This is a genomic window from Pseudomonas emilianonis (genome assembly GCF_023072625.1).
Classification (GTDB): domain Bacteria; phylum Pseudomonadota; class Gammaproteobacteria; order Pseudomonadales; family Pseudomonadaceae; genus Aquipseudomonas; species Aquipseudomonas paraveronii.
On sequence record NZ_JAKNRV010000143.1, the window covers coordinates 1 to 12,708 of the forward strand.

Below are 12,708 nucleotides of genomic sequence, written 5' to 3' on the forward strand. Positions count from 1 at the left end.
CAGGCGCTTGCCGCGACGGGCCTCGACGCGCAGCAAACCACCCCCGGTAAGCCGCGCCAGATGCGCATTCGCCGAAGCCGGCGACAGCCCGACGAGCGTCGCCAGTTCGTGCGAAGACTTGGCCGAGCCGTCCATCAAGGCCCAGAGCATAGCGGTGCGTTTTGGCTCGGCGAGCAAGCTGGCAATCTGACTGATGCAAGGTGCCTGTTCCATCTGTTCACTCCTTGTTAGATCATTTGTCTGCTGTGGTTGGCGCCAAAGTATAGGTGCGCGAGCAGCCAGTTCCCCGGCGTCTGACAGCGCGGATAGGGACAGGATCTGAGTGAAATTTCCTGCTTTCGTGGAGGCTATTACCCACTGGTGAATTGTTCCGACCATTGCGCGGTCAATGTCGCACAGCGGGACACGAGCATTTCCCGCAGCAGATTGATGGGCTTACTCAACTGCGCACGATGGGCGCATAACAGGTTGAGCGGCGTACGCTCGCCGCGCAGCTCAGGCAGAATCACGCGTAAGCGCCCGGCGAGGACATCGCTGCTCACATCCAACCAGGACTTGTAGGCGATTCCCACGCCTGCCACCGCCCATCGCCGTACAACGTCAGCATCGTCACTGAAGCGGTCGCCGCCGACAGTCAGGCTGACTTCGCGTTTGCCGTCATGAAACGTCCAGTGGTCATGCACGCGACTGCCGAGCATATACAGCAGGCAATTGTGCTGCGCGAGTTGCTCCAGATGCCGCGGTTCGCCGTGGCGTGCGAGATAGCTGGGCGCCGCGCACAGCACGCGCACGTTATCCGGCGCGACAGGCAGCGCGACCAGGCTGGAATCTTCCGGTTCGCCATAGCGCAGGGCGATATCCACCGGCTGGCGGAACAGGTCGGCAATGCGGTCACCCAGCAACAGGCGCACGGTCAGTTGCGGGTATTCACGCTGGAACTCGTCAAGCCAGGGCAACAGCTGGTTGCGGCCAAAATCCGAGGGCGCCGACAGTTGCAACACGCCGCTGACACGGTCCTGGGCACTGGCCAATAAGCGTCGCCCTTCATCCAGAGAACTTAGCGCAGCGCGCGCATATTCCAGAAAGCCTTCACCTTCAGCGGTGAGGCGCAGGCTGCGGGTAGAGCGTGCCAGCAAGCGCGTGCCGAGTTGCTGTTCGATGCGCTTCAACGCCGCGCTGGCCACCGCCGGCGACAGGTCCATGACCCGCGCTGCGGCCGACAAACTACCCAGGTCCGCCGCGCGCACGAACAACTGCAAATCATCAAAGCGCAGCATCCAATCCCACCCATTATCAATATATTGTTGAAACAGCCTGCTGTTTTAGCCGCTTTTATCTGCACGGGAAATAGCCAATCATCTGCCCATCCCGTACATCCCGCGTCAGGAGTTGAATATGTCCTCTGCCTTTAACGTCATCGCCACGCTGATCGCCAAACCTGGCCAACAAGACATCCTCGAGCCCCTGCTGCGCGGCCTGCTGGAACCGACCCGCCAGGAAGCCGGTTGCGAGCAGTACGACCTGCACCAGGACCTGCAGCATCCCGAGACGTTCTACATGCTCGAACGCTGGCGCGACGACGCCGCCCTGGCCGACCACGACCAGAGCGCACACATCCAGAGTTTCCGCACCAAGGCCGCCGACGTGCTCGCGCACTTCGAACTCAAGCGCCTGAAGTTTCTTGCCTGATCACCGCCCTTTTTCCGGAGCCCCCATGAAAGCCATTGCCTACTACGCCTCACTGCCGATCAACGATCCGAAATCCCTGCAAGACATCGAGTTGCCGGAACCGATCGCCGGCCCGCGCGACCTGCTGGTGGAAGTCAAAGCCATCTCGGTCAACCCGGTGGACACCAAGGTCCGCCAGAACGTCGCCCCGGAAAACGGCGCCGCCAAGGTGCTCGGCTGGGACGTGGCCGGTGTGGTCAAGGCCGTCGGCAGTGAAGTGACGCTGTTCAAGGCCGGTGACAAGGTGTTCTACGCCGGTTCCCTGGTACGCCCGGGCGGCAACAGCGAACGGCACACCGTGGACGAGCGCATCGTCGGCCATATGCCCAAGAGCCTGGGTTTTGCCGAAGCGGCCGCCTTGCCACTGACCGCCATCACCGCCTGGGAACTGTTGTTCGAACGCCTGCAAGTGCGCGAGGGTCAAGCGGATGAAGGCCAGAGCCTGCTGATCGTCGGCGCCGCCGGCGGCGTGGGTTCGATCCTGACCCAACTGGCCAGCCGGCTCACCGCATTGAAGGTCATCGGCACCGCATCGCGCCCGGAGACCCAGGCCTGGGCCAAGGCCCTTGGTGCCGACCTGGTGATCGACCATCGCCAGCCGCTGAGCGAAGCCCTGAAACACGCCGGTGTGGCCCACGTGACCCACGTCGCCAGCCTGACCCAGACCGACCAGCATTTGGACCAACTGGTCGAAGCCCTGCAGCCCCAGGGCAAGCTGGCGCTGATCGACGATCCCAAGGCCCTGGACGTGAGCAAACTCAAGCGCAAGAGCCTGTCGCTGCACTGGGAGTTCATGTACACCCGTTCGATGTTCGAAACGCCGGACATGATCGAGCAACACAACCTGCTCAATCGCGTGGCCGAACTGATCGATGCCGGCACCCTGAAAACCACGCTGGGCGAACACTTCGGGGTGATCAACGCCGAGAACCTGCGCCGCGCCCATACGCTGCTGGAAAGCGGCAAGGCCAAGGGCAAGATCGTGCTGGAAGGGTTCTGAAAAAGGTCTGTCAGTGTCGTCTGTCATTCGTGTGAGTGATGGACGTGGCCACTAGTCAGAGAATTGACCTTTGTCATATTTGTGAGCGTATTCGGGTTTATATTGGCCGCCTTTGCCACGATTTTTTTACGTGAGGAAGTCAGCAATGAAGATCCTGATAAAAGCGTTAGCAAAATCCTCGGGCAATAAATGGCAGGTCCGTCTCGACGGCGACGCCATCACCTTCCGCAGTGAGGCCGAGGCCCGCGCCTTCGCCGAGACGCTGCAAGCGCGCATCCAGGCGCCCCATCGGTTCCCACTCGGCCAGCAACGCTCTGCCGCTGGCTGACCGAGGTTTTTTCAGACCTGCGCCTGCCGGGCCCGTGCCCGCTGCAGGCGCTGGGTCGACATCCCAATCGTCACCGCCAAGACCCCGCACAAGCTGATGACCATGGCCATCGGCATCGCCGTGCCGTCGTGCAACACGCCCACCAACGAAGCCGCTCCCGCCGCCACGCCGAACTGAATGCAGCCGAGCATTGCCGAGGCGCTACCGGCCCGTGCGCCCTGCCCGCTCATGGCGCAGGCCGAGGTGTTGGGCAAAATGCAGCCCAGGCTGGCGATGCAGATAAACAGTGGCACCAGCAACGGCCACAACGCATCTGTGCGCAAGGCCGCAACGCCGAGCAGCGTCAATGCCGCCAGCATGTAGAGCCATACGGTGCGCGACAGCAAGAACGCCGGCCCGCGCTTGGCGAGCATGCGCGCATTGACTTGGGCCATCAGGATAAAGCCAGCGGCGTTGGAGCCGAATACCCAGCCGTAATGCTCGGCGGGCACGCCATAGAGTTTGATGAAGACGAACGGCGAACCGGCGATGTAGGCAAACATCCCGGCAATCGAAATGCCCCCGGTCAGGGCGTAACCGAGGTAGACCCGGTCCGACAACAGGTCGATATAGCGGCGCAGCGACCCGGACAACGGTTGCCGAGGCTGATGGGCCGGAAAGGTTTCCGGCAAGCCGACCGCCACCGCGATCGCGGCCATCACGCTGAACACCGTCAGGGCCAGGAAGATCGACTGCCAGCCCCACACACCGACCATCAACCCGCCCGCCAATGGCGCGAGGATCGGCGCCAGGCCAGTCACCAGCATCAGTTGCGAATACACCTTGGCCGAGGTCACCACATCACACTTGTCGCTGACCACCGCGCGGGAAATCACCATTCCCGCGCAACCGCCGAGGGCCTGCACGAAACGTGCGCCGATCAGCCATTCCAGGGACGGCGCGTAGGCGCATGCGAAGGATGCCAGCGTAAACAACGTGACACCGCTGAGCAGCGGCACACGGCGACCAAAACGATCCGCCAGCGGACCGTAGATCAATTGACCGATGGCCAGGCCGCCGAAATACACCGCCAAGGTCAACTGGATATGTTTTTCATCGGTGGCAAAAGCCGTGGCCATCGCCGGGAAGCCCGGCAGGTAAAAGTCGATCGCCAGCGGCGCGAAGGCGCTCAAGGCGCCCAAAATCAGGAGTATGCGCAGGTTCATCAGGCACCCAAGTATGTCGGCAGCCCGACAGTCTAGCCGCGCTTGGGTGCGTTGAACATTACGATAGCTCGCTAACTATTAAATCAGGCGACGCTGTAGCCTTCTTCGCGGATCAAGCCGGCGATCACGTCGCGGCTCAACTGGCTCTGCACGCTGACTTGCTTTGCCGCCAGGTCCACTTTCACTTCGGCTGCCGGGTCCTGATTCTGCACCGCCTGGGTCACCGCCCGGACGCAATGGCCGCAGGTCATTCCTTCAACGTTGAATACTTGCATGACATGACTCCTTGAATGAGGGTGGACGCAGTATCGACCTTGCCACGACGGCAAGGTCAAGCGGCAAAAATATCCGCCGGGCTGGTATTCGGTGACGCAGTCGGCCAAGCTTCACCCATCTTTGATATGAACCACGGAGCACGCGCCATGCGCTGGTCGTTTTTTGCCCTTGTCGGCCTGCGAAGACGTCGCCACCCGCGCCGCCATCGACCTGGCCGCCGACAAACTGCTGCTGTTCGGCGCTGATCCTGGCCTTATCGATGAAAATGGTCGCCTGGTGCGCGAACTGCGCCCGCAACAAGTGCCGGCGCACCTGCAACGCCTGGGCAGCAACTACCAGGCGGAATTGCTCGATGCAGCCGCCGAGGCGTGCCGTGGCGGCGTAGCGCGTAGCCATATCGTCAGCTACGCCGAAGACGGCGCCTTGCTCACCGAACTGTTCACTCGGGACGGTGGCGGTACGCTGGTGGCCCAGGAACAATTCGAGCTGGTGCGCGAGGCGGCGATTGAGGACGTTGGCGGCTTGCTCGACCTGATCAGCCCGCTGGAGGAACAGGGCATCCTGGTGCGCCGTTCGCGGGAAGTGCTGGAGCGTGAGATCGAGCAGTTCAGCGTGGTCGAACGCGAAGGCATGATCATCGCCTGCGCGGCGCTGTATCAGATCGCCGATTCGGATGCGGGGGAGCTGGCGTGCCTGGCGGTCAACCCGGAGTACCGCCACGGCAGACGCGGCGATGAGCTGCTGGAGCGCATCGAGACCCGCGCCAGGGCGCAGGGGTTGAAGACGCTCTTCGTGCTAACCACACGCACGGCGCACTGGTTCCGCGAGCGCGGCTTTGTGCCCAGCAGTGTGGAGCGCCTGCCATCGGCGCGGGCATCGCTGTACAACTATCAGCGTAATTCGAAGATTTTCGAGAAAGCCCTGTAAAACCCCGCCCTCCCAGCCACTGAGCTGACTCCTGTGGGCGCTGGCTTGCCTGCGATGCAGACGTAACGCTATCGCAGCCAAACCAGCCCCCCACTTCGAATATCGCTACGCCCCACGTGCGAAGGGTGCGTCAATGTGCCTGCCACCCCCCCTACTAAAGTTTTAGAAATCTTGATCTCAGCCGATATGATCAGGGCGGCAATGGGTAAATTGTATGAAATTGCCGCTGTCAGACGGCACGGTCGGCGGCTCTAACAGCGCCATGAAATATTAGCGATACAAAAACTGTAACAAATTGACGGGAAGATGGGCGTTTGGCCATGGTGGCGTCGCCTTTTTGATCCTGGGTGACGTATGTAACGGTGCGTTCAGCCTAAAAGATCTGAAAAGCGGCCAACAAATACCCTTTAGGAATTAGCTTATGTGGCGGTTCGTCTATTCTGACGTGCCCCGCTTCATGCAAAGGCTTATTCCAAAATAGTATGAAAAAGAATGAAATAATTCTTTTTGGGTGTATGAAAAACTCATTACCCTGCAGGGACCAAATAAACTGCGATTAGACGAAGGTAGTAGACATACAAGGTTACGATTGACTTGGCGGTCACTATCTGGCGCTAATCGCGCATCTGTGGATCTCGGGCGTTAGACCCGAGACCAAAGAAATACAAAAATTAGAAATGAGAGGAGCGGTACATGAAGAAGTCCACATTGGCGTTGGCTATAGCGTTGGCGGCAATCGCCCAGCAAGCTGCAGCAGCCGGTTTCATTGAAGACAGTAAGGCCAGTGTCAGCTCGCGTACCTTGTACTTCGATAACGATCAGCGTGATGGCGGTGCTGATCAGCGCGAAACAGCTACCGGTCTGAAGTTCGATTACAAGTCCGGCTTCACTCAAGGTGTCGTTGGTTTTGGTCTCGATGCCCAGGCATTGGTAGGTGTTCACCTGGATGGTGGCCGCGGTCATCACCCAAACAGCAACTCCTTCGTTCCAAGTGACACCGACGGTTCTGCGGTAAGCAGTTGGAGCAGTGCGAGTGCCAACGCCAAGGCCCGCTTCTCCAAGACCGAGGCACACTTGGGTGGTGCCCTGGCGCCGAACCTTCCAATCCTGATCGCGAGCGACGGCCGTTTGTTGCCGCAAAGCTTTGAAGGCGGCACTGTCACTTCCAAAGAAATCGACAACGTGACCTTTAACGCCGGTCAACTCGAACATGCCACTGGTCGTGCTTCAAGCAACAGCACTGGCCTGGCCGTCGCCGGCGGTACCGAGGAAAGCAATAAGTTCCGTTTTGGTGGCGCTGATTGGAAAGTCACCAAAGACTTGACCCTGCAGTACTACTACGCAAACCTCGAAGACTACTATAAGCAGCACTTCCTGGGCCTGTTGCACGTATACCCGATCAGCGAAGGTCAGTCATTCAAGACCGACCTGCGCTACTTCGACAGCAGTTCTGATGGCAAGAACGGTCAGGCTGGGTATCGCTTCAACAACAACGGTGGCTACGCGAAGAACACGGGTGAGGTTGATAACAAAACCTGGAGTGCCATGTTCACTTACACCCTGGGTGGCAGCGCCGTTATGCTCGGCCATCAGCGTGTCAGCGATGACGGTGGTTTTGTCTGGGTGAACCAGGGTAACGTTCTCGATAGTAATGGTCGTAACGAAGGTGCTGGCGGGTCGAGCTTCTACCTGTTCACCGACAGCATGATCAACTCCTTCGTCCGCGCGGGTGAAAACACCACCTTCGGTCAGTACTCTTACGACTTCGCTGCCCTGGGTGTTCCAGGCCTGCGAACCTCGATTGCCTACTTGCACGGCGACAACATCAAAGCCGTGGGCGGTGGCAGTGATCAGTCCGAGTGGGAGCGCGATATGCGTATCGACTACACCATTCAGGCAGGCGCACTCAAAGGTTTTGGCACCACTCTGCGGCACGGTGCGTACCGTGGCAGCGGTACCGGTATCCAGGACCAGGATCAGACACGTCTGATCTTCAACTACACTTACAGCTTCTTGTAAGGTTGGATAAGGAAAACCTCGCGTTATCGCGAGGTTTTTCTCACGTTCAATCAAGTCGGGCTCAACCCCCGCAAGCCCTTCCTGAGTCCCTCTTTTTACAGCGTCTCAAGGCCTTCTCGAACCTTGGGATGAATGTTGATCCTCGGCTGTTCACAGGTCCAGTGAACACATTTTTAATATTCATTTATCGTCTAAATAAATCGATATTTATTCTTTTTAAATAATCTGTAATCCATGCACAGTGGGCTCCATAAGCACTCATCAGGAGCCACACCATGAGCCTAAGACTGGGCGACATCGCCCCCGATTTCGAACAAGATTCCAGCGCCGGCAAGATTCGTTTCCACGAGTGGCTGGGCGATAGCTGGGGTGTGCTGTTTTCCCACCCGGCGGATTTCACGCCGGTATGCACCACTGAACTGGGCTTCACCGCCAAGCTCAAGGACGAATTCGCCAAGCGCGGCGTCAAGGCCATCGCCCTGTCGGTAGACCCGGTGGACTCGCACCACAAGTGGATCGAAGACATCAACGAAACCCAGAACACGATCGTCAACTTCCCGATCCTGGCCGACGCCGACCGCAAGGTCTCGGACCTCTACGACCTAATCCACCCGAACGCCAGTGACACCCTCACCGTGCGCTCCTTGTTCGTGATCGACCCGAACAAGAAGATCCGCCTGACCATCACCTACCCGGCCAGCACCGGGCGCAACTTCCACGAAATCCTGCGGGTCATCGACTCGTTGCAACTGACCGACAACTACAAAGTCGCCACACCCGCCAACTGGCAGGACGGCGATGAAGTGGTGATCGTGCCGTCGCTCAAGGATGAGGAGGAGCTCAAGCGGCGTTTTCCCAAGGGGTATCGAGCGGTGAAGCCGTACCTGCGTCTCACCCCTCAACCCAACCGCTGATACAGGACCCCTGTGGGAGGGGGCTTGCTCCCGATAGCGGTGTGTCAGTCGACACATTCAATCCTGACACACCGCTATCGGGAGCAAGCCCCCTCCCACAGGTTGACCGCATTTCAAGTCATACGTAGCAGGGGTTTTCAGGCCGTTTCGACGGCCTTTTTTTTCGCCTGGCGATTGATTGGTCATATATTCTTTTTAAGAATAAACAAATGAAAAAATAAGATTTATAGATATATGAATCTACTGATAAGGTCTGTTCCATCTTGGCGTCATCGCCACATAGCGAACCGCCGACACTTGCTAAAGGAATTTCCTACATGCTGGTCGTAACACTTGGAGGCAGTCCCAGCCAGCGTTCCCGCTCCGGGGTCTTGCTGGATAAAACCCGTCAGTGGCTGCAACAGCAGGGCGTGGAAGTGGTGAGTTATCAGATACGGGACTTCCCGGCCGAAGACTTGCTGCATGCGCGTTTTGATAGCCCCAAAGTCATCGACTTGTTGCAACAAGTGGCCAATGCCGACGGCCTGGTGATCGCCACGCCGGTGTACAAGGCCTCGTTCTCGGGCGCGCTGAAAACCGTGCTCGACCTGCTGCCCGAACGCGCCCTGGCCCACAAGGTGGTGTTGCCCATCGCCACCGGCGGCAGCATCGCCCACATGCTGGCCGTGGACTACGCGTTGAAGCCGGTACTGTCGGCGTTGAAAGCCCAGGAATTGCTCCACGGGATCTTTGCCGAAGACAGCCAGATCGCCTACGGCGAAGGCAGTGCCCAGGCGCAACTGGTGCCGATCCTCGAACAACGCTTGAACGAGGCCCTGGAAACGTTCTACGCCGCCATGGCCCGTCGCCCGAAACCGCTGGACCCGCATGTGTTGAATGAACGTTTGTTGAGTGCTCGCTGGAGCATTTAAGCCTTACCGATTCAAGAAGTACTCACCTTACTCAGCCGCCAACGGCCAAGCAGGTGCAGCCAACCCCCCCAATCGCATTTTTGGAGAGAGCGCCATGCGCACTGTCATCTTGCGTCGTGGTCTGGTCGCACTGTTTGCTGCGGCTGTGTCCTTCGGCGCCATTGTTCAAGCCCACGCCGCCGAAACCCTGCGGATCGGTTATCAGAAATACGGCACCCTGGTGCTGCTCAAGGCCAAGGGCACCCTGGAAAAGCGCCTAGCCGCCGACGGTGTGCAGGTGCAGTGGACCGAGTTCCCGGGCGGCCCGCAATTGCTCGAAGGCCTGAACGTCGGCTCGATCGACTTCGGCGTCACCGGCGAAACCCCGCCGGTATTCGCCCAGGCCGCCGGCGCCGATCTGCTCTACGTGGCCTACGAGCCGCCGGCACCGACCAGTGAAGCGATCCTGGTGCCGAAAGACTCGCCGATCAAATCGGTGGCCGAGCTCAAGGGCAAGAAAGTCGTGCTCAACAAAGGCTCCAACGTTCACTACCTGCTGGTGCGTGCCCTGGAAGATGCCGGCCTGAAATACACCGACGTGCAGACCGTGTTCCTGCCGCCCGCCGATGCGCGTGCTGCGTTCGAGCGTGGCAGCGTGGACGCCTGGGTCATCTGGGACCCGTATCAGGCCGCCGCCGAGAAACAACTGCAAGCCCGAACCCTGCGTGACGGCAGCGGGATTGCCGACAACCATCAGTTCTACCTGGCCACCAAGCCCTACGCCGAAAAACACCCCGAAGTGATCAAGGCGCTGGTGGAAGAAGTGCGCGCGGTGGGCGAGTGGTCCAAGGCCAACCCGCAGGAAGTCACCGAACAAGTTGCGCCGCTGCTCGGCCTGCCGGCGGACATCACCCTGACCTCGGTGAAACGCCAGGGCTACGGCGCGCTGTTCCTGACCCCGGCCGTGGTCGCCGCGCAGCAGAAGATTGCCGACAGCTTCTATCAACTCAAATTGATCCCCAAACCCTTGAGCATCAAGGACGTGATCTGGACGCCGCCCGCTGCTGTGGCCAAAGCGCCGTAATCCGACTTCTTCAGGAGACAACTCCATGAGCCTCACTATTTTCTGGTTCCTGCCTACCCACGGCGACGGCCATTACCTTGGCACCGCCGAAGGCGCTCGCGCCGTCGATCACGGTTATCTGCAGCAAGTGGCCCAGGCGGCTGACCGCCTCGGCTTCGGCGGGGTGTTGATCCCCACCGGGCGCTCCTGCGAAGACTCGTGGCTGGTGGCCGCTTCGCTGATCCCGGTGACCCAGCGTTTGAAGTTTCTTGTGGCCCTGCGCCCCGGGATCATTTCCCCGACGGTGGCCGCGCGTCAGGCCGCGACCCTCGATCGCCTGTCCGGCGGCCGTGCGCTGTTCAACCTGGTGACCGGCGGTGACCCGGAAGAACTGGCCGGCGACGGTTTGTTCCTCAGTCATGAGGAGCGCTACCAGGCCTCGGTGGAGTTCACCCGCATCTGGCGCCGCGTGCTGGAAGGCGAAACCGTGGATTACGACGGCGAACACATCAGCGTCAAAGGCGCCAAATTGCTTTACCCGCCGATCCAGCAACCGCGTCCGCCGCTGTACTTCGGCGGTTCCTCCGAAGCCGCCCAGGACCTGGCGGCCGAACAGGTAGACATGGTGCTGACCTGGGGCGAGCCACCGGCCGCGGTCGCTGAAAAGATCGAACAGGTGCGGGCCAAGGCCGCGAAACTCGGGCGCACTGTGCGCTTCGGCATTCGTCTGCATGTGATCGTGCGCGAAACCAACGATGAAGCCTGGAAAGCCGCCGACAAACTGATCTCGCACCTGGACGACGACACCATCGCCCGCGCCCAGGCCTCCCTAGCGCGCTTTGATTCGGTCGGCCAGCAGCGCATGGCGGCGTTGCATGGCGGCAACCGCGACAACCTCGAAGTCAGCCCCAACCTGTGGGCCGGCGTCGGCCTGGTGCGTGGCGGTGCGGGTACCGCGCTGGTGGGCGATGGCCCGACGGTTGCGGCGCGGGTCAAGGAATACGCGGCGCTGGGCATCGACACGTTTATTTTCTCCGGTTATCCGCACCTGGAAGAGTCGTATCGCGTCGCCGAGTTGCTGTTTCCGCACCTGGATATCGAACGTCCCGAGTTGCCGAAAAGCGCTGGGTACGTCAGCCCGTTCGGCGAAATGGTCGCCAACGACATCCTTCCCAAAGCTGCGTCACAGAGCTGAGGCGGCGCCATGAATGTGGAAAAACTGAGCCACCGCGTGGCGCCTTGGGTGCTGCCGGTCCTGCTGCTGGCGGTGTGGCAGTTGTCGGTGTCGGCGGGTTGGTTGTCGACGCGCATTTTGCCGGCGCCGAGTGCGGTGATTGAAGCCGGGGTCAACCTGGTGCGCAGCGGCGAAATCTGGACGCATCTGGCCATCAGTGGCTGGCGTGCGGGCCTGGGCTTTGTGATCGGAGGCAGCATCGGCCTAGCCCTGGGCTTTATCACCGGTTTGTCGACGTGGGGCGAGCGCCTGCTGGACAGCTCGGTGCAGATGATCCGCAACGTGCCGCACCTGGCGCTGATTCCGTTGGTGATCCTGTGGTTCGGCATTGACGAGACCGCGAAGGTTTTCCTGGTCGCCCTTGGCACGCTGTTCCCGATCTACCTCAACACGTATCACGGCATCCGCAATGTCGACCCGGCGCTGGTGGAAATGGCGCGCAGCTACGGCTTGTCCGGCTTGCGCCTGTTCCGTCAGGTGATCCTGCCAGGCGCGCTGCCGTCGATTCTGGTGGGGGTGCGTTTTGCCCTGGGCTTTATGTGGCTGACGCTGATCGTGGCGGAAACCATCTCGGCCAGTTCCGGCATCGGTTACCTGGCGATGAACGCCCGTGAATTCCTGCAAACCGACGTGGTGGTGCTGGCCATCGTCATGTACGCGGTCCTCGGCAAGCTGGCCGACCTGGCGGCGCGTGGCCTGGAGCGTGTTTGGCTGCGCTGGCATCCGGCCTATCAAGTGAATAAAGGGGGTGCGGCATGACCGCTCAACAACCTCCGCGCCTGCTGAAGGGCATTCCGCTGGCGGTGCGCCAGTTGCGCAAGGCCTTTGGGTCGCGGGAAGTGCTCAAGGGCATCGATCTGCACATTCCGGCGGGCCAGTTTGTCGCTGTGGTCGGCCGCAGTGGCTGCGGTAAAAGTACCTTGCTGCGCCTGCTGGCCGGCCTGGATAAAGCCAGTAGCGGTGAGCTGCTGGCCGGCGCCGCGCCGCTGAGCGAGGCGATTGAGGACACGCGATTGATGTTCCAGGAAGCGCGCCTGCTGCCGTGGAAAAAGGTCATCGACAACGTCGGCCTCGGCCTCAAGGGCAACTGGCGTCCCAAGGCGCTGGAGGCGCTGGAAGCGGTC

General features: G+C 60.4%; 14 protein-coding genes and 1 pseudogene. 11 read left to right on the forward strand and 4 right to left on the reverse strand.

All coding sequences use genetic code 11. The features are described from left to right. A partial coding sequence (locus L9Z73_RS15645; protein ID WP_247402551.1) for an ArsR/SmtB family transcription factor occupies positions 1-213 on the reverse strand: 213 nt, incomplete at its 3' end. A gap of 137 nt (positions 214-350) precedes the next feature. After that, a complete protein-coding gene (locus tag L9Z73_RS15650) occupies positions 351-1,277 on the reverse strand; it encodes a LysR family transcriptional regulator (RefSeq protein WP_247402553.1) in 927 nt (308 codons plus the stop codon). 118 nt (positions 1,278-1,395) lie between these two features. Between L9Z73_RS15650 and L9Z73_RS15655 the strand changes: the two genes are divergently transcribed. The 3 genes from L9Z73_RS15655 (at position 1,396) to L9Z73_RS15665 (ending at position 3,056) form a co-directional block, all read left to right on the forward strand. Beyond that, entirely contained in the window at positions 1,396-1,689 is a 294-nt protein-coding gene (locus L9Z73_RS15655) for a putative quinol monooxygenase (RefSeq protein ID WP_247402556.1), read from the forward strand. 25 nt (positions 1,690-1,714) lie between these two features. After that, on the forward strand, positions 1,715-2,728 hold the full coding sequence (locus L9Z73_RS15660) for a zinc-binding alcohol dehydrogenase family protein (protein ID WP_247402559.1): 1,014 nt from the start codon (positions 1,715-1,717) through the stop codon (positions 2,726-2,728). Positions 2,729-2,873: 145 nt separating this feature from the next. Further along, positions 2,874-3,056, forward strand: a complete 183-nt coding sequence (locus L9Z73_RS15665; protein WP_247402562.1) for a hypothetical protein — start codon at positions 2,874-2,876, stop codon at positions 3,054-3,056. An 11-nt stretch (positions 3,057-3,067) separates the two neighbouring features. Here the strand turns inward: L9Z73_RS15665 and L9Z73_RS15670 are convergent, their stop codons facing one another. Together L9Z73_RS15670 and L9Z73_RS15675 are read right to left on the reverse strand one after the other, a co-directional pair. Further along, positions 3,068-4,261 (reverse strand): multidrug effflux MFS transporter, encoded by a 1,194-nt coding sequence (locus L9Z73_RS15670; RefSeq protein ID WP_247402566.1) that lies wholly within the window; start codon positions 4,259-4,261, stop codon positions 3,068-3,070. A gap of 83 nt (positions 4,262-4,344) precedes the next feature. Beyond that, a complete protein-coding gene (locus L9Z73_RS15675; protein WP_017849643.1) occupies positions 4,345-4,536 on the reverse strand; it encodes a heavy-metal-associated domain-containing protein in 192 nt (63 codons plus the stop codon). A 175-nt stretch (positions 4,537-4,711) separates the two neighbouring features. Here L9Z73_RS15675 and argA point away from each other — a divergent pair. The 8 genes and pseudogenes from argA to L9Z73_RS15715 all read left to right on the forward strand — a co-directional run. Further along, positions 4,712-5,464, forward strand: a pseudogene (gene argA / locus L9Z73_RS15680) (amino-acid N-acetyltransferase); the annotation flags it as partial. A gap of 693 nt (positions 5,465-6,157) precedes the next feature. Further along, positions 6,158-7,483, forward strand: coding sequence for an OprD family outer membrane porin (locus L9Z73_RS15685; protein WP_247402569.1), 1,326 nt, complete (start codon positions 6,158-6,160; stop codon positions 7,481-7,483). Positions 7,484-7,758: 275 nt separating this feature from the next. Then, positions 7,759-8,397: a peroxiredoxin gene (locus L9Z73_RS15690; RefSeq protein ID WP_247402572.1), complete on the forward strand. Its 639-nt coding sequence runs from the start codon at positions 7,759-7,761 to the stop codon at positions 8,395-8,397. 317 nt (positions 8,398-8,714) lie between these two features. Then, the gene (gene ssuE / locus L9Z73_RS15695) at positions 8,715-9,308 is read left to right on the forward strand and encodes an NADPH-dependent FMN reductase (protein ID WP_247402575.1); all 594 of its coding nucleotides are present in this window, start codon (positions 8,715-8,717) and stop codon (positions 9,306-9,308) included. A 94-nt stretch (positions 9,309-9,402) separates the two neighbouring features. Further along, positions 9,403-10,371 (forward strand): sulfonate ABC transporter substrate-binding protein, encoded by a 969-nt coding sequence (locus L9Z73_RS15700; protein ID WP_247402578.1) that lies wholly within the window; start codon positions 9,403-9,405, stop codon positions 10,369-10,371. Positions 10,372-10,396: 25 nt separating this feature from the next. After that, on the forward strand, positions 10,397-11,545 hold the full coding sequence (gene ssuD, locus L9Z73_RS15705) for an FMNH2-dependent alkanesulfonate monooxygenase (RefSeq protein WP_247402582.1): 1,149 nt from the start codon (positions 10,397-10,399) through the stop codon (positions 11,543-11,545). A 9-nt stretch (positions 11,546-11,554) separates the two neighbouring features. Further along, positions 11,555-12,343 (forward strand): aliphatic sulfonate ABC transporter permease SsuC, encoded by a 789-nt coding sequence (ssuC, locus tag L9Z73_RS15710; protein ID WP_247402584.1) that lies wholly within the window; start codon positions 11,555-11,557, stop codon positions 12,341-12,343. Continuing rightward, positions 12,340-12,708: ATP-binding cassette domain-containing protein (locus L9Z73_RS15715; protein WP_247402587.1), on the forward strand; the 369-nt coding region annotated here is incomplete at its 3' end. The genes ssuC and L9Z73_RS15715, both read left to right, overlap by 4 nt.